Annotated in this window: 26 protein-coding genes; 8 read left to right on the top strand and 18 right to left on the bottom strand. The window is 37.6% G+C overall.

Going from position 1 to position 26,436, the window contains the following annotated elements; translation table 11 throughout:
- Positions 1 to 492: 492 nt before the first annotated feature.
- Entirely contained in the window at positions 493 to 1,923 is a 1,431-nt protein-coding gene (locus tag Q4489_RS11080; protein ID WP_303480254.1) for a hypothetical protein, read from the top strand.
- 284 nt (positions 1,924 to 2,207) lie between these two features.
- Here the strand turns inward: Q4489_RS11080 and Q4489_RS11075 are convergent, their stop codons facing one another.
- From Q4489_RS11075 to trmJ, 12 genes are all read right to left on the bottom strand, one after another.
- Positions 2,208 to 2,714, bottom strand: coding sequence for a hypothetical protein (locus tag Q4489_RS11075; RefSeq protein WP_303480251.1), 507 nt, complete (start codon positions 2,712 to 2,714; stop codon positions 2,208 to 2,210).
- Between the two features lie 101 nt (positions 2,715 to 2,815).
- On the bottom strand, positions 2,816 to 3,853 hold the full coding sequence (locus Q4489_RS11070; RefSeq protein WP_303480249.1) for an SH3 domain-containing protein: 1,038 nt from the start codon (positions 3,851 to 3,853) through the stop codon (positions 2,816 to 2,818).
- Positions 3,854 to 3,922: 69 nt separating this feature from the next.
- A complete protein-coding gene (locus tag Q4489_RS11065; RefSeq protein ID WP_303480245.1) occupies positions 3,923 to 4,504 on the bottom strand; it encodes a hypothetical protein in 582 nt (193 codons plus the stop codon).
- A 438-nt stretch (positions 4,505 to 4,942) separates the two neighbouring features.
- Positions 4,943 to 5,281: an ISC system 2Fe-2S type ferredoxin gene (gene fdx / locus Q4489_RS11060; RefSeq protein ID WP_074499119.1), complete on the bottom strand. Its 339-nt coding sequence runs from the start codon at positions 5,279 to 5,281 to the stop codon at positions 4,943 to 4,945.
- A gap of 18 nt (positions 5,282 to 5,299) precedes the next feature.
- Entirely contained in the window at positions 5,300 to 7,162 is a 1,863-nt protein-coding gene (hscA, locus tag Q4489_RS11055) for a Fe-S protein assembly chaperone HscA (RefSeq protein ID WP_303480241.1), read from the bottom strand.
- A gap of 38 nt (positions 7,163 to 7,200) precedes the next feature.
- Positions 7,201 to 7,728 carry a Fe-S protein assembly co-chaperone HscB gene (gene hscB / locus Q4489_RS11050; RefSeq protein WP_303480239.1) on the bottom strand — a complete coding sequence of 176 codons (528 nt, stop codon included), beginning with the start codon at positions 7,726 to 7,728 and terminating at the stop codon, positions 7,201 to 7,203.
- Between the two features lie 56 nt (positions 7,729 to 7,784).
- Complete coding sequence (gene iscA / locus Q4489_RS11045; protein ID WP_074499116.1) at positions 7,785 to 8,108, bottom strand: iron-sulfur cluster assembly protein IscA; 324 nt, start codon at positions 8,106 to 8,108, stop codon at positions 7,785 to 7,787.
- A gap of 11 nt (positions 8,109 to 8,119) precedes the next feature.
- Positions 8,120 to 8,503, bottom strand: coding sequence for a Fe-S cluster assembly scaffold IscU (gene iscU / locus Q4489_RS11040; RefSeq protein ID WP_074499115.1), 384 nt, complete (start codon positions 8,501 to 8,503; stop codon positions 8,120 to 8,122).
- Between the two features lie 28 nt (positions 8,504 to 8,531).
- Positions 8,532 to 9,746 (bottom strand): IscS subfamily cysteine desulfurase, encoded by a 1,215-nt coding sequence (locus Q4489_RS11035; RefSeq protein WP_303480236.1) that lies wholly within the window; start codon positions 9,744 to 9,746, stop codon positions 8,532 to 8,534.
- Between the two features lie 37 nt (positions 9,747 to 9,783).
- A complete protein-coding gene (gene iscR, locus Q4489_RS11030; protein WP_074499113.1) occupies positions 9,784 to 10,284 on the bottom strand; it encodes a Fe-S cluster assembly transcriptional regulator IscR in 501 nt (166 codons plus the stop codon).
- Between the two features lie 201 nt (positions 10,285 to 10,485).
- Positions 10,486 to 11,292 carry a serine O-acetyltransferase gene (gene cysE / locus Q4489_RS11025; protein ID WP_074499112.1) on the bottom strand — a complete coding sequence of 269 codons (807 nt, stop codon included), beginning with the start codon at positions 11,290 to 11,292 and terminating at the stop codon, positions 10,486 to 10,488.
- A gap of 31 nt (positions 11,293 to 11,323) precedes the next feature.
- Positions 11,324 to 12,049 (bottom strand): tRNA (cytosine(32)/uridine(32)-2'-O)-methyltransferase TrmJ, encoded by a 726-nt coding sequence (trmJ, locus tag Q4489_RS11020; protein ID WP_303480199.1) that lies wholly within the window; start codon positions 12,047 to 12,049, stop codon positions 11,324 to 11,326.
- 342 nt (positions 12,050 to 12,391) lie between these two features.
- Between trmJ and suhB the strand changes: the two genes are divergently transcribed.
- Positions 12,392 to 13,195, top strand: a complete 804-nt coding sequence (gene suhB, locus Q4489_RS11015; RefSeq protein ID WP_303480196.1) for an inositol-1-monophosphatase — start codon at positions 12,392 to 12,394, stop codon at positions 13,193 to 13,195.
- A 110-nt stretch (positions 13,196 to 13,305) separates the two neighbouring features.
- On the opposite strand, the gene Q4489_RS11010 is transcribed toward suhB, so the two are convergent.
- Positions 13,306 to 15,549 (bottom strand): bifunctional diguanylate cyclase/phosphodiesterase, encoded by a 2,244-nt coding sequence (locus Q4489_RS11010; protein ID WP_303480192.1) that lies wholly within the window; start codon positions 15,547 to 15,549, stop codon positions 13,306 to 13,308.
- Positions 15,550 to 15,763: 214 nt separating this feature from the next.
- Between Q4489_RS11010 and cobA the strand changes: the two genes are divergently transcribed.
- From cobA to Q4489_RS10995, 3 genes are all read left to right on the top strand, one after another.
- The gene (gene cobA, locus Q4489_RS11005) at positions 15,764 to 16,567 is read left to right on the top strand and encodes a uroporphyrinogen-III C-methyltransferase (protein WP_303480190.1); all 804 of its coding nucleotides are present in this window, start codon (positions 15,764 to 15,766) and stop codon (positions 16,565 to 16,567) included.
- Positions 16,568 to 16,733: 166 nt separating this feature from the next.
- Complete coding sequence (locus Q4489_RS11000; protein WP_303480187.1) at positions 16,734 to 17,156, top strand: MerR family DNA-binding protein; 423 nt, start codon at positions 16,734 to 16,736, stop codon at positions 17,154 to 17,156.
- Positions 17,149 to 18,252 carry a permease gene (locus tag Q4489_RS10995; protein WP_303480184.1) on the top strand — a complete coding sequence of 368 codons (1,104 nt, stop codon included), beginning with the start codon at positions 17,149 to 17,151 and terminating at the stop codon, positions 18,250 to 18,252. The genes Q4489_RS11000 and Q4489_RS10995 overlap by 8 nt, the downstream gene beginning before the upstream one ends.
- 78 nt (positions 18,253 to 18,330) lie before the next feature.
- Here the strand turns inward: Q4489_RS10995 and Q4489_RS10990 are convergent, their stop codons facing one another.
- Together Q4489_RS10990 and Q4489_RS10985 are read right to left on the bottom strand one after the other, a co-directional pair.
- A complete protein-coding gene (locus Q4489_RS10990; RefSeq protein ID WP_303480183.1) occupies positions 18,331 to 19,506 on the bottom strand; it encodes a phospholipase A in 1,176 nt (391 codons plus the stop codon).
- Positions 19,507 to 19,538: 32 nt separating this feature from the next.
- On the bottom strand, positions 19,539 to 21,722 hold the full coding sequence (locus tag Q4489_RS10985) for an OsmC domain/YcaO domain-containing protein (RefSeq protein WP_303480182.1): 2,184 nt from the start codon (positions 21,720 to 21,722) through the stop codon (positions 19,539 to 19,541).
- 431 nt (positions 21,723 to 22,153) lie between these two features.
- On the opposite strand from Q4489_RS10985, the gene Q4489_RS10980 reads away from it, so the two are divergent.
- Both Q4489_RS10980 and Q4489_RS10975 read left to right on the top strand, forming a co-directional pair.
- Positions 22,154 to 22,675 carry a YqiA/YcfP family alpha/beta fold hydrolase gene (locus tag Q4489_RS10980; RefSeq protein WP_303480180.1) on the top strand — a complete coding sequence of 174 codons (522 nt, stop codon included), beginning with the start codon at positions 22,154 to 22,156 and terminating at the stop codon, positions 22,673 to 22,675.
- Positions 22,672 to 23,850 (top strand): hypothetical protein, encoded by a 1,179-nt coding sequence (locus Q4489_RS10975; RefSeq protein WP_303480178.1) that lies wholly within the window; start codon positions 22,672 to 22,674, stop codon positions 23,848 to 23,850. Before Q4489_RS10980 ends, Q4489_RS10975 begins: the two co-directional genes overlap by 4 nt.
- Before the next feature lie 6 nt (positions 23,851 to 23,856).
- On the opposite strand, the gene Q4489_RS10970 is transcribed toward Q4489_RS10975, so the two are convergent.
- The 3 genes from Q4489_RS10970 to Q4489_RS10960 are packed head-to-tail and all read right to left on the bottom strand — an operon-like array spanning position 23,857 to position 25,936.
- Positions 23,857 to 24,315, bottom strand: a complete 459-nt coding sequence (locus tag Q4489_RS10970) for an Lrp/AsnC family transcriptional regulator (protein ID WP_303480176.1) — start codon at positions 24,313 to 24,315, stop codon at positions 23,857 to 23,859.
- A 33-nt stretch (positions 24,316 to 24,348) separates the two neighbouring features.
- Positions 24,349 to 25,209: an amidohydrolase gene (locus tag Q4489_RS10965; RefSeq protein ID WP_303480175.1), complete on the bottom strand. Its 861-nt coding sequence runs from the start codon at positions 25,207 to 25,209 to the stop codon at positions 24,349 to 24,351.
- 1 nt (position 25,210) lies between these two features.
- Complete coding sequence (locus Q4489_RS10960; RefSeq protein WP_303480363.1) at positions 25,211 to 25,936, bottom strand: SDR family NAD(P)-dependent oxidoreductase; 726 nt, start codon at positions 25,934 to 25,936, stop codon at positions 25,211 to 25,213.
- Positions 25,937 to 26,127: 191 nt separating this feature from the next.
- Here Q4489_RS10960 and Q4489_RS10955 point away from each other — a divergent pair, with 191 nt between their 5' ends.
- A complete protein-coding gene (locus Q4489_RS10955; protein ID WP_074499099.1) occupies positions 26,128 to 26,421 on the top strand; it encodes a hypothetical protein in 294 nt (97 codons plus the stop codon).
- Positions 26,422 to 26,436 lie beyond the last annotated feature (15 nt).

The raw sequence follows: 26,436 nt of genomic DNA, 5'->3' as shown, positions 1-26,436 counted from the left end.
AACTTCTAACCTAATAATTCGCAATTAAAAAAAGGTAATAACATCACTGTTATTACCTTTTTTAGATTTCGAAACCAAACACTAAAATATCTTAGTGGTTTTCAGAAACCATATTGATGGTATATTCACTTTAGGACAAAAATATTTTTAAATTCAGCGAACTCCTCTATTAATTTAGACATATCACAATTTCATATGTGTTTATGCTATTGATTTTTTGACAAAGAGCTTTATTATTACTTTGTTGGTTCAGCAAAGGACTGAATTGCATACTGATGATCATGGCTTAAGTGTATTACATCTATGAGGTCGTAGGTTCGACTCCTACCACTTCCACCATCTATGGAAGTGTAGCTCAGAAGGTAGAGCGCATAGTTTACATGCAGCCTTATCTACGCTCATTGGCTTGAAAGCTGACGGGAGCGTTGATGTACTTTCAGAGCTTCCCCCTTTCCGCTTTATCAGAAAGGGGGTCTATTTAAAGGATTGAAAATGCTGATAACTGTTCAATTTCCTATTTGCGACATTCGTCGATTTTCTGAAGAAGATAAGAGTAAATTACCCTACCCTGTTTGGCCTATGGCTGAATTTGGCACTTATATAAGAAGTACCGGAAAAATAATAGCAAGGCCTTTAGGCGGGCTTAAAAGCTGGGTGGGAGAAAATAAGGTTTGCGATGCCAAGAATGCACTTAAATTTCCTTCAGGATTCACAGGATATAAATCCCTTCCTCAATACAAAGTAAAACCAATTTTTAGACGATTCTATTTTGATGGGAAAATATCAGGTAAGTATGAAATAGGGTTTGAAATAAAGGCAGCGAGTGGAAAATTGAATATTTCAGGGCATGAATTAAGCTCCTTAATACTCGAAGTTTTACAAACTAAAATCAAATTACCTTTTTCTAGCCAAACTGATAAGCCACGAGCAATAAATGAACTACCAGCTTCATTGAGAAAATTTTATACCTTTTCAACCTCATATTATTCACCTATAGCGTCTCCCAAAAATAAATTAATTAAAGCAAGCCCTCCTTTGATTTTTATAGAGACATCAAGTAATGAAACTGTTCGCAGCAATTTTAATGTTAGGAACTTCACAGAGTTTAATAACCTCGGAGTTAACTTAAACCATAGCTACTTAAAGCATAGTAATTCGATTTATCGAATTTGGCACCTTCATACCCAAACAGGTAGTTATAAAATAGCAAGAGAATTGAGACTTACTTTGTTACGACTCAATGCATTTCGAGAAGGGTTACTATTTTTAGTAAACTCAATACTTACTAAAGCGATAAACCCTGCGCCTTTTTCTGACTTTTCAAGTGAATTGCAGCTGTACTTTAACAAAGTTGCCCCTCTTTGCTTCAAATTACCTAAAAATTTTGAAAATTCTGATTTGTTAGATGTTATTTATCAAACAGAAAACCAAGTCATGAGTTCTGAAATTCAAGAATTGAAAGAAATTATGAAAGACGTAATCCAGTTCAGACAGCAAATATTAAGCAAAACTGAAAAACTTTTAGATATGCTTAAAGACAAACAAGGAGACATTGTTATGGGTGATAAAATCAAAACAGATATAAGTGGAAGTAATCATAATGTTGTTGGTGTAGGAAAAGATGTTGTAGTTGAAAACGTAAATATTTCCCAAGCTTGGAATGATAATAAAGACAAAATAGACTTAGACAAGTTATCCCAAGAACTTGAACTTTTAGTAAAAAAACTAAAAGAAGAAGGTTCAGAGCCTGAGCAATTTCAAGAGCTTTCACAAGTAGCTACTGCCCATAAAGAATCAATAGATAATAATGGTGAAGGAGTATTCAGTGCCTTGTCAAAAACCGGAGAATGGTCTTTAGGAATTGCAAAGCAAATCGGTTTAGGCCTAGTAACTTCGGCTATTTCGGCCTCACTTAGCACCTAGGTCAACTATTGTATTACCGAGTTTTATGACAATCATTCTCGGCAATACAAAAAGCCAACTATTTGATATTATTAGAGTTTTACTAAAACATCTAAAACTAACTCTCGCTCAACTTAATTTTTAAATTAACCTTAAATTTGGATTAGTATTCGCCCTTTAAAGCAACTATCTTAGGAAAATCAACGAAACTTAGCTTGGGCGTCTACATACCTAAACCAACTATGGTAGGAAAGTTAACGAAAGCTATTTTTAGCAAGCGTTCAATCAGACACAATGCCCTATTACTAAGGTTTTTCATATTCTTCCAGCTCCCAAGCTGCCAACGACTTATCACCCGATAGTTCTTTCAACTGATTAATCAGTTCCTCATAAGTCTCTATATTGGTTATTTTCGTCCAACTCTTACGATGCTTAAAGGCAAGTTTATCGATTATCACTTTGTCTAAAGGACAATGTGGCGGTTCAGGTATTTCGTTAAGACACCACATTAGCTTTAAATACAAGTTTAGTGCCTTTTGGATAACACCAATCGAAATTGCTCTATTGCTTAAAGCAAATGACCACTCTGTATTAATGTTTTTGGCTATTAAAGATATATTGGAAAAATGTGCAGCCTCTGAGACAGGGCTACTATAATTTATGATTATTTTAGCTACCTCATTTTTCAATGATTGCTTTAAGGCTTTTTTATCCTCATCCGTTGCACTATCAGAGTATATTTTGGCTCTCTGAAAGGCTGCATAAATAGTCACTTGCCATAAAGAGTTTTTGATCATTTCATCTTTAGTCATTTTTCAATACACTCCTAACCCCCGAGAGATCAAACTTACAAGCACGATTCAAGCTAACGGCATATAATCTGTTGGTCACAATGTCCACACGTCACAATTACTCAAAATCGTATTCTGTTGGTATAGCTATTCATGAGCCAACCAATTTGAACCGTATCTGTTTCAATATCTTTAACCTGTACCTTCAACCAGCTTTTACCTTCTTTATCCAGCACATAAAGCAATGTTCCCTTTTCTGGCTCAAATAATACTTCAGATTTTCGATTGGGATCAGAGTATAACTTTGCATTATTTCTATTAATACTTCGGCAGCGGTTTAAACATTCGACAGGAAATATTGACTGCATTTGTGATATTTTAGGTTTTGATGAATTTTTGTACTGCTTCCAACTATCTATTACTAAAATACCGACAACTGTATTGGCCGTGGCATAAAATATAAAGAGCAATACCTTATATAAAATCACTTTGATTTGAGGTGATAACTCTGAAAAATCATCGTTATTCTGAACTGAAGTTATTGCTTGGTTGACTAACTGCTCTGACTCTTCTTCGTCTAAGTTTTCTAGCTCGTCATCAAATTCACCATAACCTTCATAGTCACTCTCAGTAATTGAGAAACTAGAAATTAAGTTTTGTAAAGAACCTAACTGCATCGATGAGATTTCTTTCATCAGTGATTCGACAGGACTTCTAGGTAAAGAGAATTGTTTGAACAAATCATATTCATTTAGATACCCAGATAAAGATAAGTTACGCTGGATATCTAGCGCTTGTTGGACTGTAGTAGATGCTGGCTGGTAGGTTTTTAAATAGGTATCTAAACTATTAATTTGTAATAACTCAAGGCCAGTACGCCCCACAACACTAGTAAGTTTGTCTTCAATTGTCGGAAATTCAGGTATAAGTAGGTTATTCAGTGAGCCTTGTAGCTGTTTAATTTGGTGATTGATCCCAAATTGCCTTTCCCACACACCAAGTGACCCCATCAGATCACCATATGGTGAACCAATGCCTCGTATGACATCATCATATGGATTTTGATGAACGCCTATCTGGCGAAGAGTATCATTCATTTGTCTTAGATGTTTAGGGTACATCTTATCCATGATATTAAATATACTCGACAACTTATCCATATTAATTCCTACTTTCAATTAAACATTCACGGCCAAAACTCTCATTAATTTTTTGATTTATTCATTTATTCATTTATTCATTATTGAGTTTATTTCCTGCTTATACCTATCCATTCGCTTCTCATCATCAGATGTCGAATAATACGGATATCCTGATAAAGAAAACAAACAACTCACCTGTGATTCTACATCTTCTGGAAATCGTTCAGCTTCACCTTCTGACCAAATAGTAAAGGTTTTACTAATAAGGCTATTTTCATGTAAAGGAACTAACAAAGTAGATATGATCTCATCTGCGCGAATGTCTTTGTATGCGCACCAATGAGGCCTTAAGTTCAATATACCGTTTTCTAAATATAATGAACATTCGAGAGTAGCCTTAACGGAATCATTTATGTCAGTTCTAGCACCAATTTCAACCATCCCTATTTCACTCGAATGAGTTTTGTTTAATAACTTATAAAGTGACGGCATAGAACTACCGTGATCTACGATAAGGTTACCATCAACACTAGTTAAGAGGCGATTGAGTTGTTTAGTGAAGTAATCTGCATCAACCTTTTCAGCCACATCAGTTAATTGATGAAGTTCAATACTATAGATGTTCTTGATTCGCTCTTTGTTAATATTTCCGAAGAAGAAGTCTTTCATTTTTGTCCCTAAAATTAGTAAATTAACAATCACCACACAACTTACTGAATAGTAGACTTTACTTCAACGAATAACATTCGAAATAATCACTTTCCTTGAACTGGAATAATATTCAACCGGTCACAATGTCCGTTCGATAAACCTCTCATTCAATCAGGGACTTCCGCATCATCAAAAACACAATGGATTGAAATATAAGAACATTTCAAAAACTCAAACGGCGGTTCTAATTATGTTGTTAAAGTTGAGGTTTTGCTATTTACATAGAGACTTTTGTGTTAACAATACCTTAGCTCATAAGCAATCAAAATTATTTGAGGTCAAAAATGAGTAGCCTATTCAATAATCAACCAACCGAAAAATCTTACTTCGCCAAAACTAAAAAAGGGTAATAACATCTCTGCTATTACCCTTATAATTTTCTTTTAAGCAAATCAACTAGTGATTTTCAGACACCATATTCACAGTATACTTTGGTATTTCAACCACTAAATCTTCATCGGCGACAATGGCTTGGCAGCCAAGTCGTGACTCAGGCTCTAAGCCCCATGCTTTATCTAGCATGTCGTCTTCTAGTTCATCACTCTCATCTAAAGAATCAAAACCTTCACGAATAATCACATGACAAGTTGTACAAGCACATACTTTTTCACAGGCATGTTCAATATCAATGTCATTCTTTAACGCAACATTTAATACGCTTTCACCTGCTTCTGCTTCTAATACAGCGCCATCAGGGCATAAATCTTCATTTGGTAATACGATAATTTTTGGCATGATTGTCTCTTTACTCTTCTATAAGTCGTCAACCGTGTGGCCTGACAAGGCTTTATTAATCGAAGCGTCCATTCTGCGTTCTGCAAAGGCCGCTGTTTTCACGTTTACTTTTTCTATCACTGCTTCAACCGCATCAGCACTTTGCTCTTGACTAACTTTCGCTAATTCAGCCAGTACTTTTTCAATGTCGGCTACTTCATCGGTTGATAATAAATGACTATCAGCTGACAAGGCAGCACTAACGGATTCAATCACCCGTGCGGCTTCAACTTGTTGTTCTTTAAGCATACGCGCTTGCATATCTTCTTGGGCATTAGCAACTGAAGCTTGTAACATTTCCGTGATTTCGTTATCTGCTAATCCAAAAGAAGGTTTAACTTCTATACTTGCTTCAACACCAGTCGATTTTTCCATGGCTGTCACAGCCAGTAAACCATCCGCATCAACCTTAAACGTCACACGAATATGTGCAGCACCTGCAGCCATAGGTGGAATATCATGTAACTCAAAACGTGCTAGTGAGCGGCAGTCATCAACAAGTTCACGCTCACCTTGCAACACATGTATCGCCATCGCTGTTTGACCATCTTTAAAGGTGGTAAATTCTTGTGCTTTTGCAACAGGTATCGTGGTGTTACGAGCAATGACTTTTTCTACTAAGCCGCCCATGGTTTCTAAACCGAGCGATAATGGTATTACATCAAGTAAAAGCACATCACTGTCTGGCTTGTTACCGGCTAATATATCCGCTTGAATAGCTGCACCAATAGCGACAACTTTATCAGGATCAATTGAGGTGAGAGGTGTTTGTTTGAAAAAGCTTTCTGCTTCAGTTCTCACTAATGGTACACGTGTAGAACCGCCTACCATTACTACTTCTTTCACATCAGCGGCGCTAACCTCTGCATCTTTTAGTGCTCTACGACAAGCCCTCATGGTTTTACTCACCAAAGGCTGTATCAGCTGTTCAAATTCTGCTTTGCTAATCTCACCTTGCCATTCATCGCCATTGGCAAGAGGCACTGTTATTTTATGTATTTCACTTGATGATAACGCTTCTTTGGTTTGTGTTGCTTGTTCTAATAATTGACGTTCCACAGAAGTAGAAAGCGGGCGTGATAGCCCTGCACGTTCAATAATAAAGTCAACCAAAACTTGATCAAAGTCATCACCACCGAGCGCTGAATCACCACCAGTTGCAAGCACTTCAAATACACCTTTATTAAGACGTAAAATGGAGATATCAAAGGTACCACCACCTAGATCATAAACAGCAATAATTCCTTCCTGTTTACTATCTAAACCATAAGCTACCGCAGCAGCTGTCGGTTCGTTTAATAACCTTAGAACATTTAAACCTGCTAGCTTTGCCGCATCTTTAGTGCTTTGGCGTTGAGCATCATCGAAATATGCGGGCACTGTAATTACAGCGCCAGTTAACTCGCCGCCAAGGGCTTGTTCTGCCCGTTGGCCTAAGTGTTGTAATAATTGTGCAGATACTTGTACAGGGTTTATCGTACCACTTCGGGTTTGAATGCTCGGATGAGAGTCATCACCACAAAACTGATAAGGCAGTGAAGGATATTTGGTTTGAATATCGGCTAATGAGCGGCCAATTAAGCGCTTTGCTGAAACAATGGTATTTTCAGGATCGGAAATAGAAAATGACTTTGCTTCATCCCCTACAAGAATTTCATTTTCCTGATAACTGACAACGGAAGGCAAAATGTCACGTTGTTTATCATCAGAAATCGTTTCTGCTAAACCACTTTTAACAGTGGCGACCAATGAATTGGTTGTACCTAAATCAATACCTATTGCCAATTTATGATCATGAGGTACAGTACTTTGGCCTGGTTCTGCAATCTGTAATAACGCCATGTTTGAGCTCTTTAATTTTGTCGGTTTACGTGAGTCAGTTAATCGTCAAACAATAAATCTTCTAAACGATCTAACTCTACATGTAATTTTTGGTAAAATTTAAGCTTACGAAGCAATTCACTTGCTTGCTTGTTCGATGCTTCCGTATTATCAATTAAGGCAACTTGCATTGCTTTGAAGTGTTGTTCAAACTCAACTTCTAATACTTGAGACGCCTCAAAAACAGCACTTTCAACGTTATCAGCAAATTTTACTTCTGCAAGCATTTCACGCAATTCCATTTGTCTCATCAAAAAAGCATTATCGCTGAATGACGCCTGTTCGTTAGGTAACGAGACATGTCGTAACTCAAGCATATATTCAGCGCGACTTAATGGATTTTTTAACGTTTGATAAGCATCGTTTATCAGTGTAGATTTTTTTGCAGCAAGTAATTTCTCTTGATTGCTTGCATGAGCAAAGCGATCAGGGTGCACACTTTTTTGAATGGTTTGATAACGTTCTGTTAAGGTATTCAGTTCAAGCGAAAATTTTTCTTCAAGCCCGAATATTTCAAAATAGTTCACATTTACCACTTAGTGTTGGTTAGTTGTCAGAGGAAACTAGATCGGTAGCAGAAAGCTTAAACGTTAAAGCTTTCGCCACAACCACATTCGCCTTTGGCATTGGGATTTGTGAATTTAAAACCTTCATTTAACCCTTCTTTGACAAAATCTAATTCAATGCCATCAAGGTAAACAAGGCTCTTACCGTCAATTATGATATTAACGTCATCAACTTCAAACATTTGATCGTCATCGTTAAGCTCATCTACAAATTCAAGTACATAAGCTAAACCTGAGCAACCAGTAGTTTTTACGCCTAAACGCAAGCCAAGTCCTTTACCACGATTTGTAACAAAAGACCTGACACGTTCTGCTGCGGCTGGAGTCATTGAAATAGTCATTCAATGCCTACCTATTCACCGTGTTTTGTACGGTAATCTTCAATCGCAGCTTTAATAGCATCTTCCGCTAGAATTGAGCAGTGAATTTTCACTGGCGGTAGTGCTAACTCTTCAGCGATGTCAGTGTTTTTAATGCCCGATGCTTCATCAATACTTTTGCCTTTAACCCACTCAGTCACAAGTGAGCTTGAAGCGATTGCTGAACCACAACCATACGTTTTAAATTTAGCATCTTCAATGATACCTTCTTCGGTAATTTTTAATTGAAGTTTCATTACATCACCACAAGCTGGAGCACCAACCATACCGGTTGCAATCTGTGGATCTTCTTTGCTAAATGAACCTACATTACGAGGGTTCTCATAATGATCAATTACTTTTTCACTGTAAGCCATAATATTCTCTCCTGATAACGCTAGCGTATTAGTGCGCTACCCATTCAACTGAATCTAAATCAACACCATCTTTATACATTTCCCAAAGCGGTGACATTTCACGTAAATGTGCAATCGCTTTTGAAATAATACTGATAGCATGATCGACTTCTTCTTCGGTAGTAAAACGGCCAAAGCTAAAGCGAATTGAGCTATGTGCCATTTCGTCATTTAATCCTAACGCGCGTAACACGTAAGATGGTTCTAAACTTGCAGATGTACAAGCAGAGCCACTTGATACCGCTAAATCTTTTAGTGCCATAATGAGCGACTCACCTTCAACAAAGTTGAAGCTGACATTTAAATTACCGGGATAACGCTTATCAACGTCACCATTAATAAATACTTGTTCTAAGTTATCTATGCCAGCCCATAAGCGATCTCGCATGGCAGTTACGTGCGCTAAGTCTTGTGTCATTTCTTCTTTCGCAATACGACACGCTTCACCAAAACCAACAATTTGATGTGTTGGTAACGTACCACTACGCATACCACGTTCGTGTCCACCACCATGCATTTGAGCTTCTAAACGCATACGAGGTTTACGGCGAACATATAATGCGCCAATCCCTTTTGGACCATACATTTTGTGTGCAGAAATAGATAAAAGATCAACTTTTAACTGTTGCATATCTAATGGGATTTTTCCGGCACTTTGTGCTGCATCAACATGAAAAGCAATTTTACGTGCACGACACATTTCACCAATTTCAGCGATGTCTTGTATAACACCAATTTCATTATTTACGTGCATGATACTCACTAACACTGTGTCATCACGTAATGCTGCAGCAAGCTTGTTTAAATCAATTAAGCCATTTGCTTCTGGGTCTAAATAGGTTACTTCAAACCCTTGACGCTCTAATTCACGACACGTATCAAGCACAGCTTTATGTTCCGTTTTACAGGTAATAATGTGCTTGCCTTTTTTGCTATAGAAATTAGCAACACCTTTAATAGCAAGGTTATTTGACTCAGTAGCGCCTGACGTTATAACAATTTCACGCGGGTCAGCATTTAATAAGTCTGCAATTTGGTTTCTAGCAATATCAACCGCTTCTTCAGCTTGCCAGCCAAATTTGTGTGAACGTGATGCTGGGTTACCGTAACAACCATCTGTAGTTAGGTACTGCATCATTTTTTCAGCAACACGCTTATCTGCTGGTGTTGTTGCTGAATAATCAAAATAAATAGGAAGCTTCATTGACTAACTGTCTCCAATTTTAATCGACATTACTGCGCTAACAGTTTTGTATTAAATTCGTTGCGATTAAGGTCTCTAGTGCGTGCTTTTCTTCACGCTTTTGCAAGTTATCTTGCCGCTTTGAGACCTGTTTAACATTTCTTTGTTCAACTAACTCAGACAAAGAAATACCTTGTAAAAATTCTTCAATACGATTGCTTAAGTCAGTCCATAGTGAATGCGTTAAGCATTGATCACCTGACTGACAATCTCCTTTGCCACCACACCGGGTAGCATTAATGCTCTCATCAACAGCTGAAATAACATCAGCAACATATATTTGAGCAGAGCATTTTCCAAGGCGATACCCTCCGCCTGGGCCTCGAATACTATTAACAAGCCCGTGCTTGCGTAAACGAGAAAACAATTGCTCTAAGTAAGATAAAGAAATTCCCTGACGTTCTGAAATGTCAGCTAAAGAGACAGGCCCGTCTGCTGCATGGATAGCAACATCAAGCATAGCTGTAACGGCATAACGCCCTTTAGATGTGAGTTTCATTCTTTACCTCAATAAAATTGCGCGCAATTCTACATAACCCTATAAAATAGTCAAATAAATACCTGAGCAATATACTCAAGTATTCTACACACCTTTATAGTTTTTGCAATGAATACCTGAGTAATTTACTCAGGTATTTTAAGAAAGAAATGAACTTTTCTTTTATTAATAGGCAAGTCACTGATCTAATGCTTTAAACGATTATATTTCAGGGTCGAATGAATCTATTTTTTTTCTACGTCGTGCTGCTGCTGCAGCTTCGTCTTCGATAAACTCACCTACCCTTAATTCGGGTAAAGCATCTTGACAAACTTCGCCGCCCATACGGTTAATTTCTTTGCACAAATCAGCGACTTTATTGTCCATTAAATGCACATGATCTAATAAACGGCCTATCGCTTTTGCCACTGGATCAGGGCTATCTTCCGATACTGCGTATGCATCAAAGCCAAATTTTTCCGCGGTTTTCTCACGTAACTCATCAGTACCATTTTTGTTCGGATTAACAATTTTTCCGGGAATGCCAACCGCAGTCGCGTTATCCGGTAAATCTTTTACCACGACGGAGTTAGAGCCTACTTTACCGTTTTCACCAATTCTTATTGGCCCAAGCACTTGCGCGCCGGCACCAATAACAACGTTATTGCCTAACGTAGGGTGTCTTTTACCTGCTTTCCAACTGGTTCCACCTAAAGTAACGCCGTGATACAAGGTAACATCATCGCCAATTTCAGCTGTTTCACCAATCACAACACCCATGCCATGATCGATAAAAAAGCGCCGGCCAAGTTTAGCCCCCGGATGAATTTCCACACCGGTCAGCCATCGGGAAAAAGTTGAAAGCATTCGCGCGATTAACTTCCAGTTATTTCGCCAGAGTTTATTGCTTAGCCTGTGGATCCAAATTGCATGCATACCCGGATAATTGGTAAGCACTTCAAATGTGGTTCTTGCGGCAGGATCTCGATCAAAGACACTTTGAATATCTTCTTTGATACGACTAAACATAATTACTATTTCCTTTTACTGCTGTAACGCATTATTTCTTGGCTGACTTTTCAACCGAAGATAAAATTCCACGCCACATTTTAACTTCTTTACTATCAGGTCGTGCACGATTAATAAATCGACGTAACTTAGTCATAACCAATCCTGGGTGACTAGGTACGATAAAACCTGTTGCTTTTAATGCTTGTTCAAAGTGTTCAAACATTCGTTCTGTTTCTTCGACAACTGGGTAGTCTTCAATATCATTATTTTCGTATTGCTTATTTTCGCTCGCAAGAAAAGCCATACGCACTTCATAACTTAACGTTTGCACAGCCATGGCTAAATTTAATGAACTATATTCAGGGTTAGCTGGAATTTGCACATGAAAATGACACAACTGTAACTCTTCGTTAGTCAAGCCGCTACTTTCACGACCAAACACTAATGCAACCGGATATTTTTGCCCTTCAGCAACCATTTTTTCACCGCACGTCCTTGGTTCTAACATTGGCCAAGGTAATGTGCGAGACCGAGCACTAGTGCCAACCACTAAACCACAATCTTCAACAGCGTCTTCCAATGTTTTAACAACTTTTGCATTTGCTAAAACATCCGTAGCTCCTGCTGCTAATGCTTGCGCTTGGCCATTTGGCAACTCAATTGGGTCAACCAAATATAGTTCAGTTAACCCCATGGTTTTCATAGCTCGCGCTGCTGAACCGATATTACGACAATCCGAAGTGTTTACTAACACAATACGTACAGAATCTAACATTACCTTAAAATCTCTTTGCTTGATCAAACCGAGCGATTAAGTTGCTCAAATTAACTATCTAGATGGCTAAAACTGCGGATAATGTTAGCATAAAAACAATACCCCTGTATGGTAAAAAAAGCACGTAAATACGCTAAATTTAATAGAGCTTATCTTTCTGAATTATGATTATATTATCTATTAAAGTTTTACTCATGACATTACCGAACAAAAAACAACCTTTTCATTGTTCACATTTGCTCGCATTTATTATTTCTGTTTGCTATAATTCGCCGCCGAAATCAGAGTGTTGATTTTGTATTCGTTCTTTTACAAAGCTGTTTAAACTATTAAGGTATTGTTATGCACCCGATGCTAAATATTGCTGTGCGCGCTGCGCGTAGTGCTGGAAATATTATTTCTCGTTCTTTTGAGCAAGTAGATAAAATTGAGATTGAATTAAAAGGTACGAATGATTTTGTTACCAATGTAGATAAAATGGCAGAGCAAGCCATTATTGATACAATTCAAAAATCTTATCCAAATCATACGATCATCGGCGAAGAATCTGGTGCAATTGATGGCAGTGACAGTGATTACCAATGGATTATAGATCCCCTTGATGGTACAACAAACTTTGTAAAAGGCATTCCTCATTTTGCCGTTTCTATTGCATTAAAAGTAAAAGGTAAACTTGACCAAGCTGTAGTATTTGACCCTATTCGTGGTGAGCTTTTTACAGCCAGTCGCGGTAAAGGTGCTCAACTAAACGGCTTCCGTATTCGCGTTAAACAAAACAAAGAACTTTCTGGCGCTATTTTAGCGACAGGCTTTCCTTTCAAACAAAAACAGCACATGCCTGCATACATGAATATGTTTCAAGCCTTGTTTGTAAAAACAGCTGATATGCGCCGTGCTGGTTCTGCGGCTTTAGATTTAGCTTATGTTGCTGCTGGCCGAGTTGATGGATTTTTTGAATTAGGCTTAAAGCCTTGGGACACCGCCGCGGGTGAATTACTCGTGATTGAAGCTGGTGGTTTAATTACTGATTTTGTCGGCAACCATAATCATACTAATTCTGGTAACATTGTTGCTGGTAGCCCACGTTTATTAAAAGAAATATTAAAAGATATTCGCCCACATTTAGGCGAAGCGTTAAGTAAGTAATGGCTCGCGTTTAAACAAGAACAGAGTTGTTGTTTTCAAACACAATAACTCTGTTTCCAAGCGCATTTAAAAAAACATTCGCTTCCTTACACGAATTACGATCCAAACTATTAATGGTGATGTATAAATTCAATTAAGGCATCATCCTCTAACGGTTTGCTAAACCAATATCCCTGTATTTCATCGCATTCCATCGCGGTTAAGATGTCAAGATGTGCCGACTCTTCCACTCCTTCTGCGATAAGTGTTAACCCTAAACTTTTTCCTAGACCGATAATACTGTTAATAATGGCTTTATCTTGATCATTTTTATCGCAATCACGTACAAATGATTGATCAATCTTTAACTTATCAATAGGAAACTGTTTCAGATAACTCATTGAAGAGTACCCTGTGCCAAAATCATCGATTGAGAGTTGAATACCAAGTTGTTTAAGTTTATGCATCATTTCCAAGGTACTTTTTTCATGGTGCATAAAAACACCTTCTGTAATTTCAAGCTCTAAGTGCTGTGGATTAAGCCCGCTTTTCTCTAGGGCTTGCTCGACGGTTTCAATAAATTGTGGGTGTGAAAATTGTCTTGGAGAGATATTAACAGCTACGACTAATTCAATATTGTGTTGCTCAATGAGTTTTTGCCCAAATATACAAGCTTGTTGCAAAATCCACTGCCCTATCGTCACTATTAAACCAGACTGTTCAGCAAGCGGAATGAACTCTATTGGCGGAACAATTTTACCATTTTGACGCCAGCGAACTAATGTTTCTATTCCCGTTATCTTTTTGTGATTAATGCAAAGTTGCGGTTGATAAACAAGAAATAGTTCATCAAGAAGAACTGCATTCCTTAAACTATCGGTCATGGCAGCTTTCTTTTCAGCATGAGCGGCAAACTCAGGGGTAAAAAATGCATAATTTTCATGGGGATTTTGACAAGCAACGCCTAACGCAATATGTGCATTTTTTAAAAGGCTATTACTATTATTTGCATGCTCAGGAAAAGCAGCAAAGCCAAAATCAAATTCTATAAAAAATTCACCATAACGAGTGACTAGCGCATTTTCAGTTTGTTTATTTAGCTTATTTGCCAAAGTCACTAAAGTGGTACCTTTCTCACCTTCAAGCGTTAGCACAGCAAATTCGCCTTCACCAAGATGATAAAACTCAACGTGCTGGGTGATAGTATTACTGACAACGTTGGCAACACACCTAATTAACGATGTGGTGACTTCTCCTCCTAACGTTGCGACTTTGTCGTTATACTGTCTAATCGCAATAACCCCTAAAGAGAAAATGGCGTCACTCTCAATAAGTGCTGATAGTTTTTCTTTTAATTTATATTGATTTGGTAGACCGGTTTCTTGTGAGGTAAACGCTAAATGCTTTACTTCTTGTTGTGCAACAACCTGTTCGGTCACATCTTTAATGTGAATATCATACGCGTCGAACTCTTCTAACCAATTAACACTCACTTGCAGTATTTTATTTTTTAATGTTTGTTCAATAACAATATAATGATCATTAGATCGCGCAATTATCTCTCTTAGCGCTAAAAAATTACTGGGAATAAGTTTGCTTACCTCTTTATTATCGAAGCCTTCTTGCTTTAATAAACGCTCACAAGCAGGATTCGAAAAAAGCACCTCACCGTCACTGTTAACACTGATAATAGGGTTAGGGTTTCGTTGAGCAAAATGTGTAAGCCTAGTGCTTTTCGTTTGTGCCAAAATATACTGTCTGATATACCATGCAACAATCACTCCGATAACAACAATAAAAATACTATAAAAAGTGACAAGCATCGCAGTTTTATCAATTTGCTGAAGGGTTTCAACGTGCCCTTCATCAACTTGTTTTTTAGTAATTTTTTCAATATATTTAAGCGTAGGTAGCATTTGCAAACGTTGGTTTGATATTGCGGTTAGTACTTCCCTTAATGCATCCCAGTCCGGTTCATAAACATCCATTAACTGATCAAAACGATTAAATAGTTGAATAATCTCTTGCTGTTGCAATTGAATATTTTTCGTTTCTTGCCTGATACCTTGTTGTCCCTCTAATGCACTTAAATGCATAGCGAAAGTACGCTGTATATTACTTGATGAAGATAAAAATATTGCTTGTTCTTTAGAGCGATAATACTCATAAACTATTCGTTCTTGTTCTGTTAAATCAGCGATTAATTCATTGATGGCAGATAAGATAGGCAATCGATGTTCAACAACATCGACCGTTTGTACTTTAACTTTTTCATTGGCTTGAAAAACCAATAACGACAACACCAAACCAAACAATAAACTTAGTCCAGCTAATAATGAGGCCTTTAGTAGATATTTTCGTACCAATAATTGCATGCTTCAATTCACACCTTTCTAAGACAATAAACTCTGGTATTTTCATTTGCTTCGGCTAAACATTAAATCATTGCTGTACTTTTGCAATAGTAAACTGTTTAACAACCTTTAATTAGCGCAATTAATCGTAGAGCTGAACAAAATATATTAACGCTGCGTGGCGTATCAAATGATAAAAAGCTACAATCACTTCTTTTTAGTTTGTATGTTAAGCATGTCAGTATATTTTCCTCAAAATAAACAATCCTTTCAGGCTGGTGAAGTTGCATTAGTGGGGGCTGGCCCTGGTGATCCTGATCTATTAACACTTCAAGCATACCGTTTTATTCAACAAGCAGAAGTGGTTATTTATGATCGGTTAGTTAGCCAAGAAATTATGGCTTTATTGCCGAATGATTGTCAGCGAGTTTATGTTGGGAAAAAACAAGCTGAACATCGAGTTCCGCAAGATGGTATAAATCAACTACTGGTTGATCATGCGCTTGACAAAAAGAAAGTGCTTCGACTAAAAGGTGGTGATCCTTTTGTTTTTGGTCGTGGTGGAGAAGAAGCTTTATTCGTTTTAAAACATGGTATTTCATGTCATATTGTCCCCGGAATAACGGCAGCATCAGCCTGTACAAGCTATGTGGGTATTCCATTAACGCATCGACAAACCGCACAAAGCTGTACCTTTATTACCGGTCACGTTAAAGACTGTGGGCAATTAGATTTACCTTGGTCTACGTTACAAAACAGCAAGCAAACTATTGTGTTTTATATGGGTGTAAAAAGTATTCCTATCATTTCGCAGCAACTTATCGCCGCAGGTAGGGATAAAACGACTCCGGCTGCGCTCATTTATAAAGGTACTACCCCTGAACAGCGTGTTTACCGAAGCACACTCGAGTCGCTACATGAAACCGTCATTAAAGAAGCTATAAAGCCACCAACGTTAATCGTTATTGGTGACGTTGTCGGTATTTTCGACCAAGTAGAATTGAGTAATATTGGTTATTTAACTCCTCAGATAAGCTGATTAACTGAGAAAAAGGTTCTCAGCAATGTGATTGACAGTACGTTTAACACTGCGCAAATCAAACGACGCTTTAATTAATGTATATAACAACGTAAAGTAACGCTTGACCGATGAGTTACTCATCGCTTTATAGTTGTCTCACGTTTTATCATTCTGAGGATCACACATGCGCGTTAAGCAACTTGCTACTCGCAATAATATCAATATTGATACCGTAAAGTATTACACGAGAATTGGCTTATTAACGCCAACAACAAACCCTGTAAATAACTATAAAGATTACAATTTTGCAGATGAACAGCGATTACAATTCATCGTGCAAGCAAAATCGTTAGGGTTTTCATTACATGACATAAAACTCATTATTGAACAATCAACTCAAGGGCAATCTCCCTGTCAAAAGGTGCGAGAGATCATGCAACAGCGACTGACAGAAATTAAGCATAAAATCGATGCCATGCAACAAACCTATTACACGATGAAAGAGGCAACGAAGCACTGGCAACAACTGCCTGATTGCGTACCGACAGGCAACCACGTATGTCATTTGATTGAAAGTTTTGATAAGGGGAATTCACATCATGACTAATTGTTGCAACGAAACAGAAAAAAAGGGTGTGAATTCAACAACGGTTCAGCAAGATAACAACAATCAAAGCGCTTCATGCTGTGATACTGAAAAAAATCGCGTTGATTGGCTTCTATGGGTATCTAGCAGTATTGTCGCCCTAACGTTTATTGCTTATTGGTTCCAGAGTCCATCTGATCACTGGTATTACATTATTAGTAAAACCTCTGTTGAAATGATGAATGCAATGTGGATAGGTATGGCATTAGGGGTTATTGCTGTTGGTTGGTTAAATCGTGTGCCACGCGATATCGTCATCGCCACGTTAGGACAAGGACACACTGCTAAAGGTTTATTTAGAGCAACCTTTGCAGGCTTATTTTTAGATCTTTGTAATCACGGTATTTTAATGGTGGGTATGAAACTCTATGAACGCGGTGCAAGTTTAGGCCAAGTAATGGCGTTTATTATTGCTAGCCCATGGAACTCATTCACCTTAACATTAATTTTAATTGGTTTAATTGGCTTACCATGGACACTTGCCTTTATTGCGTTATCGTTAGTCATTGCTTGGATCAGCGGCTATATTTTTGACCGTTTAGAACAAAACGGTACGTTACCTGCCAATCCTAATAGTCACACCATACCAGAAAACTTTAATATCAAGGCTGCGCTTAAAACATTAGCACGTGACGCTGATTATTCTCCGAAAGCCAGCCTTTCTATGTTAGTTGATGGCATTAAAGGTTCTCGCATGGTGTTTCGTTGGGTGATGGTTGGTATTGTTATTGTTGCAGTTGTTCGTGCATTTGTACCGCCAGAAAGCTTTAACATGTGGTTTGGTGCAACAACAGGAGGCCTTTTATTAACCCTACTTGCCGCGACCATTCTTGAAGTTTGCTCTGAAGGCTCAACGCCACTTGCTGCAGATTTAGTCACACGAGCGAATGCACCCGGTAATGCGTTTACTTTTTTAATGGCTGGTGCTGCAACTGACTATACTGAAGTAATGGTGATAAAAGACACCATGAAAAGCTGGAAAATTGCTTTGTACTTACCCCTGATAACGGTACCACAAGTGCTGTTTATTGGCTGGCTAATCAACGCGAGTTTATAACCAATCTAATTTCTCAAAAAAAGCCCTATGTTATATTCATTGGGCTTTGTTACCTTTCTCGTATTCAAATAGTGCTAACTACCATAAATCTATACCGATCATCCAATAATGGCTCTTGGCTTGATACGTTGAGATATTCTCGCCGTAACCATTGAAATACGTTAGTTTTAAGGGGAAAAGGCCTGCAAAATGATGCACAAATTCAAGTCGATATGAGATATTATTCAGTTTATTTCCAGACGAGAGTGTCAAACTCCATTCCGTGTTATCTGCGAGATAATCTAACCAGTTTTTATCACCATTTCCGCCATGACAATCGTTATTCGCAATATCGGCACAACCTTGATAATCAAGTTTTCTATTCACCGTTAACTGGAAGGTTCGATAGTCATACACATTATCACCGGGGTGATCAATACCTTTTAACCAAGCAATATTTTCTTCACGCCCTTTTACGGCTCCTAACCCTTGCCAGTTAAAATAGGCTTTTGCAGTGAAATAAAAATCAGTTTGCACCGCAATTCGTCTACCAAATAAATCTCGCCGATGCATTAAAGTATATTTAGTAGAGGCGGCTAAGTAATCCCAACCTCTACTTAAATAATCTGTCGCCATAGCGTTTGCCCGTTTTTGATTAAAAGCATCAGATAAACAGCTTTCATGGCTTTCTTCACGACAAATACTGTCCAAAATATCTGCGACTTTGTTATCAAATACGCGCTCTTCATCTATTTCTTGGCCATTAGATTCATGAAAATAGCCCACTGAAAAGCTTTTATAACCACTCTGACGCGTTTCATATTCGTACTTATAAAATATACCTGGATTTTGCTGCCTAGAAATAACAGGGGCAGAATAGCGAGAGCCAAAGTAAAAATCATATTGCCCTGTATAAGCAAAGTAGACCGCTTGAGAACGCTCATCAATGGTATTTTCATCACCTATATCAACTAAACTTCCCCAAAGTGGGTATTTTAGCGAGACTTTAAATTCTAAATGTGAACCATCTAAGTGCTTCTCATCTCGACCAACATAGCCAAAATAAGAAGGTTCATAACCTGAAATACACCTAAAATACATGCCCTTTTGCTGGCATTTTTTTTCTTTAAATGCTTGGCCACTTTGTAAAAACTCCGTCCAAAAATCTTCTTCTGGTGAAGCTTCTAAAGGTAACAATTCTTGCTGAGAAGATGCCAACGACATTGCTGAATTAAGCAACAATGCTAAAGAAAATGTGATCAAAGTAAAACGCACTAAAACAATCCTTTTCGTCAAATAATAAAACGTTAACCCATCACCTTAATCGCTCTTGCCTGATGTAATTTTTTATAACTTTCAATCAGTCGTAAATGTTTATCTAACCCTTCAAGTTGCATATTAGTAGGTGTTAAGCCATAAAAAGTTACCTCGCCATTAATAGAGCCAATGACATTATCCATCACCTCTTGTCCGAACATACGGGTAAAGTTTGTTAGGTAATCATCTATTTCAAGATCTTCATTAATTGCCACTTCAAGCGTTGCAGCCATCGCTTGATAAAATAAACCACGCTCTACCGTATTATCATTAAACTGGAGAAACTCACCAACCAACTCTTGTGCTTCTTCTAACGCACCTAAAGCAAGGTAAATTAGTATCTTAAGTTCAAGAATGGTTAATTGTCCCCAAACAGTATTTTCATCAAATTCAATACCTATTAAAGTGGTAATATCGATATAGTTATCGAGTTGGCTGTCTTCTAATCGAGTAACTAACGCAGCAAGTTCATCATCAGATAAACGATGAATGTTTAAAATATCTTCGCGATATTGCAATGCTTTATTGGTGTTGTCCCAGATTAAATCTTCAACCGGATATACTTCAGAGTAATCAGGGACTAGAATACGACAAGCTTGGCCTATTTCAGTAAATTCAGCAATATACACCTCTTTACCCATCGCTGCTAAAATACTAAAAAGTGTTTCGCATTCTTCATCATTACTCCCTGAAAAATCCCATTCAACAAACTCATAGTCATGCTTTTCACTAAAAAAGCGCCAAGAAATAACACCTGATGAATCAATAAAATGTTCAACAAAATTTTCGGGCTCAGCAACTGCCATACTATTAAATGTTGGTCTTTGTACGTCATTTAATCCTTCAAAGCTTCGTCCTTGCAACAATTCAGTTAAACTACGTTCAAGAGCAACTTCAAAACTTGGATGAGCACCAAAAGAGGCAAATACACCGCCCGTTTTAGGATTCATCAACGTAACGCACATCACTGGAAATTGCCCACCAAGCGAGGCATCTTTAACCACAATAGGAAAGCCTTGGGCTTCTAAAGCTTGAATACCTTCATGTATACCAGGATATTGTTCGATAACCGCTTGTGGTACATCAGGTAAGACAATTTCTTGTTCAATTATCTGGCGTTTAACAGCACGTTCAAATATTTCCGATAAACACTGCACTTTCGCTTCTTGCAGGTTATTTCCTGCGCTCATGCCATTACTTAAGAATAAGTTTTCAATCAGGTTAGATGGAAAATACACGGTTTCACCATCTGATTGGCGTATATAGGGAATTGAACAAATCCCTCGCTCTACATTACCTGAATTAGTATCAATTAAGTGAGAGCCACGTAGTTCACCATCTGGGTTGTAAATATCTAGGCAATATTCATCTAAAATCTCATTTGGCAGTTCATCACTTTTACCCGGTTGAAACCACTGCTCACATGGATAATGAACAAAATCACTATTGGCAATGTCTTCACCCAAAAATTGATCGTTATAGAAAAAATTACAACTTAAACGTTCAATAAACTCCCCTAGTGCTGAGCATAATGCACTTTCTTTAGTCGCGCCTTTACCATTGGTAAAACACATTGGTGAGGCTGCATCGCGAATGTGTAAAGACCAAACATGAGGCACAATATTGCGCCATGATGCCACTTCAATTTTCATGCCGAGCTCTGCAAGCTTTTGTGTCATGTTTTCAATAGTTTTCTCTAATGGAAGATCTTTGCCTTCGATAAAGGTTGCCTCTCCATTACTTGAGAAATCAGTCAACATCGCTTGCGCGTCTTGCGCTAAATTATCTACTGCTTTAACATCAAATGTTGGCCCAGTTTGAATGACTTTTTTTACGGTACAGCGCTCAACAGAGCGTAATATGCCTTTGCGATCTTTTTCAGAAATTGCTTCTGGAATTTCTACTTGAATTTGAAAGGTTTGGTTATAACGATCTTCTGGATCAACAATATTGTTTTGAGATAACCGAATGCCATCGGTAGAAATATCGCGAGATTTACAGTAAACCTTAATAAAATAAGCCGCGCATAATGCTGAAGATGCTAAAAAGTAATCAAACGGACTCGGTGCTGAACCATCTCCTTTATATCGAATAGGTTGATCAGCAATCACTGAAAAGTCATCAAACTTCGCTTCAACACGCAAGTTATCCAAAAAGTTAACGTTAATTTCCATGAAAAATCCAAAACAGGCAAACAAATGTATATGACAATATTATCGTTGTTTTGAAGCCAATAGTCTTGGACTTTTTCGAAAGATTTACCTGACTAAGCCATTAAGATTTTTTTCGTGAAAACGGCGATGAATCTTCACGCTTTCATTCATAAACACAGCAGAAAAGTATAATTCTGTACAGGTAAAATGAAAAACACTTGCTAAAACATAAACCTAGTGTTTAAAGTGAACAATAGATTTAGAATATAATGTGGCAAACATTTCTCGTTGTAGTATCAATATGAACCCGAATTTATTTATCAATAGCAAACCGCCTGAGTCATACAGTCAAGGTTACTGGTTATGTTTAAAGCAACGGGATCAAAATAACCATTACCAGCAATATTATTAAACCAAGCAAGTTCAGCTAGGAGTTTAACTCTGAGGTCACAATGAAAATTATTTTCTCTCATGGCAAAGAAAGCGGCCCTTGGGGCAGTAAAATTACTACACTTGCAAAGATAGGCAAAGCTGCTGGCTTTCAAATTGATAGTTTAGATTACCGTCACATTGCCAACCCCGATGATCGGGTCATAATGCTCAATGATTACTTAGCAAAAGAGATGCAACCTTATGTTTTGGTTGGCTCAAGCATGGGCGGCTATGTTTCACTCGTAGCCGCGCAAACCAATAAACCACTAGGGCTGTTTTTATTAGCACCAGCTTTATATATGCCTAATTACGCACAACAAATGTATGACTCATCTGGTAACAATATTGAAATAATTCACGGTTGGTCTGACGATGTTATACCTGTTGAGCATTCGATTAGATTTGGACATCAAACGCAATGTGCTTTGCACCTAATTGATGGTGATCACCGTCTAAACTCTGCTATGGAACAAGTTTCAACGCTATTTGAATCTTTTATATTTTATATAAAAACGCAGTTTAAAAACAGGATAAACACATGATCCGTACTGCGATTATCTCCTCATTGCTTATCTTATTACTGAGTGCATCAGTCGCTTTTGCTGAGCGTGAAAATCACTTCGATAAGATACAATGGCAGTATGCCCATCAACATTTTAGCCAAGTAGGTACTGGGTTAGAAATTCAAATATTTGATGATTATTCCATTACTAAACAAGCGCTAACTCTCGGTAGCTATTTATGGTTCAAAGAACATAAGGGAGTAACGGATAAAACGAAAGAATTAGACCAGAAACTTGCGCAGCAATTGTTAATCTATGCAACAAACCAAGCTAATACTTTAAATAAATTCGATCAAGGTTATCTATTCAATTTGCTTGCACAAACTTATCAAGTTCAACGTATTACTCCTAAAGCTGCCTATTATTTTAATAAAGGCATTGACGTTGAATATCCCGATGCATGTAATAACTTAGGTGTTATGTGGGAGCAACAAGCAGACTTTAAAAAAGCAGAGCAAACTTACCTTCACTGTTTATCTCGTTCAAAAGAGTTTGCCACGGCATTACTTTATTTGAATCTTGGCACTATTTATTATAATGGCTTAGGGCAAGTAGCTTCAGATAAAAAGCTAGGTGCACTGTACTGGCAAAAGTCGTACGATCTATTTCCCTTTGATGCCGATATTAACTACAACCTAGGTGTTTATCATTTAAATCAAACGAAAAATTATGCTCAAGCACGGTACCATTTTGCCTATTGTGCTTATAAAGATTTACAGTGTGTGGCAGCCTTATCAAACAAAGCACTCATCGGAAAATATGCAAACAAACCCTATCTGCAAGATATTTTGACATTACAAGAGCAGTTTCAGCGGGAACATTTACTCAGCGATCGATTAAAACACGCTTTTGATGGCAATATTTATTTCGATGTTACGACAAAACACAATTTAATATTCACGATGCAAAAATCTCAAGTAGAGCAAGTAACAAGTGTATCTATCAGCTTTGAAAAAGCGCATGCAGAACGCGCAGTGAACATGCTAAATCGATTAATTTACATTGATATGTTTTCTGATCTTAATACCAAAACATTAACGCTAAAACATGCAATCAACAGCAATAAAAATTACACCTTTCATTATTTAGCACAGATGCATCAGTTAAAGTTTGAAGCCGACAAACTTCATTACAGTATTACCTTTAACGATTAACTGACGCTAAACATAATTAACGGGTAGTGCTGTAGTATACTTAATTTCTTCCATCGCAAAACTTGAGCTAATATCGGCAAAACTTGCCCGATCAATGAGTTTTTTATAGAAACTGTCATAGGCTTTCATATCGGAAACAACAACTCTTAACAAATAGTCTACTTCACCACTCATTCGATAAAACTCAATAATTTCTGGAAATTCTTTAGCTATTTTACCAAAGGCGGCTAACCACTGAGGGTTGTGTTGATTTGTTTTTATCATCACAAAAACCGTTAAGCCTACATTGAGTTTTTCCGGTTCCGCCAAGGCTACTCGCCCTTTAATAATGCCTTTTTTTTCTAACGATTGAATACGCCGCCAGCATGGAGTTGTCGACAAGCCAACTTTTGCTGCCACATCACTGACAGATAACGTGCAGTCTTGTTGAAGAATTTCTAGAATCTTTTTATCAAATTTGTCCATAAATATAACGCGAATTAACGCAACACAGGAATTTTATTCTACGTTATACCATTTTTTTGCATTTTTATAGCACAAATTTGGTATTAGCGAGTTTGGTATTACATCAATAACCTGTTGCCAATATTCTTGGTAGTTAACGGTAAACAAACACAATGGAAAATTACTCGCCAGCATCACGCGATGCTCACCAAACACATCAACACAGGTTAATACCATGGTTCTCAGCCATTGATGATCATAGCTTCTCGACACCATTTCCCAGCCAGAGCACTTTATTGCCACCGAAGGAAACGCCGATAATGCCAATAGCCCTTGATACCATTTATTGTTAATAACCTTTTCGTCAATTTGACTTGGTGAACCAAGATGATTAATCACTACTTTTAATGTTGGAGTTTGGGATAATAGCGTACACAACAATGAAACGGCTTTTTTATTGGCTAATGGCATTTGGCAATCAAAAATAAGTGAGTTTTCAGCAAGCCATAAAAAATTTTCTTTAACATTAGTGTTCGATAATATTTCAATGGCGTTATCATCAAGAATATATCGAATACCTACTACATGCCGATTCTGCATTAACGCTGTTATCGTTTGCTTGAAAACGACAGGTTCATCGGTAATATTTGCATATGCTATTGCAGTAAAAGGTAAAGTAACCGTTTGCTGTAGGTATTCGACCTCTTTAATCGGTTGCTGATTATCAAACCCTGCTTCAATGTGTACAAAACCACAAAGTGAAAATGGTGGCTGTAATTCGATATTTGCACAGGTAAAAGACCGATGAATGATAGGTTTATCAGCCCAAAACGGTGGATTTTCAGGCTTTAACCAATAATAGTCACCCTGCGTTATATCAAACAAGTGCAAATGTGGATCAATAATTTTTATCATATTACTGTGCGGTGTAACCACCATCGATCACTTGCAAGCTCCCTGTGATAAAGCTAGCTTCATCCGACGCTAAAAATGTGACTAAGGCCGCAACTTCCTCAGGTTGGCCTAAGCGATTTAACGGTTGTAAGCTTGCCTCCTCTTGATGCACTTCTGACTTGTCTGCCCCTGAACGTTCACAATAAGCGTTAATAGCATTATGATATAACGATGTTTCGATTGTTCCAGGGCATACGGCATTAGCTCTTATATTATACTGCGCGTAATCTAAAGCCGTTGTTTTCGCCATTGACGCAAGTGCAGATTTGCTCAAGTTATATGCAAAAGAATTTCGCTTCGCAATAATAGCTTGGTCAGAAGACATTAAAATAATAGCACCTTGTTTTTGCGCTTTCATTACAGGTAATACTGCTTGTATTGCTGAATAGGCGCCTTTTACATTGATATCGAATATACGTTGTAACTCATACGGCGAAGTATCTTCGATCGTCGCTGAAAAATGAACTCCAGCATTAGACACCAGCACATCAATACTTGATGACTCTGCAATCAATTCAATTGCCTGATGTACTGATTGATGATCAGTAACATCACAATGAAAAAATTCACCTACTCCACCGTCGTTAATATCTAAGTTACAAACTCGATAACCTTTTGCCATAAAAGACTGGGCAATACTCAGCCCGATACCTGAACTTCCGCCAGTTACAATACATGTTTTCATTATTAGTACTTGCCGTTAATTTTTATCACATAATACGCATAACCAGTATGTAGTACCAGTCTATGAAACTGTATATAAATAAACGAATGATGCTTTTTTCTAATTAATCAAGTGTATTGATAAGTTAAAATAAAGTTGCTAGTGTTAAAGATATTGAGGATCTTAGGATGTGTCGTTTTTAAAGGAATAAATACATGCACTACATTTTTTTGTGGAACCATCCGTTATTGCGCCAATTAAGCGCTTCTGAAAGATTTCGGCGTATTCATCATGCAATCGTTTTATTCAATGAAGAAAAAAGCACTGATTTTTATGGTAGGTATGCTGTTATCCTAATCCTTGCAATACTTCCCGCGGTGATCATCTTCATTAATTTTAGCTTTCTCTTTGCATTCGCAATGTTTTGGTTAAACATTGCGGTATTAGAAGCATTTATGGCGAAAAGTGAAGTTCCCTTTATCGCCAAGTGCTTAGAAGATGAAAGGTAAAACGACTAGCGTCAA

The sequence above is a fragment of the Thalassotalea sp. 1_MG-2023 genome (assembly GCF_030546745.1).
GTDB lineage: Bacteria > Pseudomonadota > Gammaproteobacteria > Enterobacterales > Alteromonadaceae > Thalassotalea_C.
Note: the sequence above shows the minus strand (reverse complement) of the source record. Positions and strands in the feature narration are given on the sequence as shown.

Coding starts and splice junctions, on each gene's coding strand:
- Q4489_RS10980 (WP_303480180.1), top strand. CDS start 22,154: ATGAAAATTATTTTCTCTCATGGCAAAGAAAGCGGCCCTTGGGGCAGT.
- suhB (WP_303480196.1), top strand. CDS start 12,392: ATGCACCCGATGCTAAATATTGCTGTGCGCGCTGCGCGTAGTGCTGGA.
- fdx (WP_074499119.1), bottom strand. CDS start 5,281: ATGCCAAAAATTATCGTATTACCAAATGAAGATTTATGCCCTGATGGC.
- cobA (WP_303480190.1), top strand. CDS start 15,764: ATGTCAGTATATTTTCCTCAAAATAAACAATCCTTTCAGGCTGGTGAA.
- Q4489_RS11035 (WP_303480236.1), bottom strand. CDS start 9,746: ATGAAGCTTCCTATTTATTTTGATTATTCAGCAACAACACCAGCAGAT.
- Q4489_RS11000 (WP_303480187.1), top strand. CDS start 16,734: ATGCGCGTTAAGCAACTTGCTACTCGCAATAATATCAATATTGATACC.
- Q4489_RS11080 (WP_303480254.1), top strand. CDS start 493: ATGCTGATAACTGTTCAATTTCCTATTTGCGACATTCGTCGATTTTCT.
- Q4489_RS11065 (WP_303480245.1), bottom strand. CDS start 4,504: ATGAAAGACTTCTTCTTCGGAAATATTAACAAAGAGCGAATCAAGAAC.
- Q4489_RS11075 (WP_303480251.1), bottom strand. CDS start 2,714: ATGACTAAAGATGAAATGATCAAAAACTCTTTATGGCAAGTGACTATT.
- hscA (WP_303480241.1), bottom strand. CDS start 7,162: ATGGCGTTATTACAGATTGCAGAACCAGGCCAAAGTACTGTACCTCAT.
- cysE (WP_074499112.1), bottom strand. CDS start 11,292: ATGTTTAGTCGTATCAAAGAAGATATTCAAAGTGTCTTTGATCGAGAT.
- Q4489_RS10955 (WP_074499099.1), top strand. CDS start 26,128: ATGCACTACATTTTTTTGTGGAACCATCCGTTATTGCGCCAATTAAGC.
- iscR (WP_074499113.1), bottom strand. CDS start 10,284: ATGAAACTCACATCTAAAGGGCGTTATGCCGTTACAGCTATGCTTGAT.
- Q4489_RS11010 (WP_303480192.1), bottom strand. CDS start 15,549: ATGCAATTATTGGTACGAAAATATCTACTAAAGGCCTCATTATTAGCT.
- iscA (WP_074499116.1), bottom strand. CDS start 8,108: ATGACTATTTCAATGACTCCAGCCGCAGCAGAACGTGTCAGGTCTTTT.
- Q4489_RS10970 (WP_303480176.1), bottom strand. CDS start 24,315: ATGGACAAATTTGATAAAAAGATTCTAGAAATTCTTCAACAAGACTGC.
- trmJ (WP_303480199.1), bottom strand. CDS start 12,049: ATGTTAGATTCTGTACGTATTGTGTTAGTAAACACTTCGGATTGTCGT.
- Q4489_RS10985 (WP_303480182.1), bottom strand. CDS start 21,722: ATGGAAATTAACGTTAACTTTTTGGATAACTTGCGTGTTGAAGCGAAG.
- Q4489_RS10995 (WP_303480184.1), top strand. CDS start 17,149: ATGACTAATTGTTGCAACGAAACAGAAAAAAAGGGTGTGAATTCAACA.
- Q4489_RS11070 (WP_303480249.1), bottom strand. CDS start 3,853: ATGGATAAGTTGTCGAGTATATTTAATATCATGGATAAGATGTACCCT.
- Q4489_RS10965 (WP_303480175.1), bottom strand. CDS start 25,209: ATGATAAAAATTATTGATCCACATTTGCACTTGTTTGATATAACGCAG.
- Q4489_RS10975 (WP_303480178.1), top strand. CDS start 22,672: ATGATCCGTACTGCGATTATCTCCTCATTGCTTATCTTATTACTGAGT.
- iscU (WP_074499115.1), bottom strand. CDS start 8,503: ATGGCTTACAGTGAAAAAGTAATTGATCATTATGAGAACCCTCGTAAT.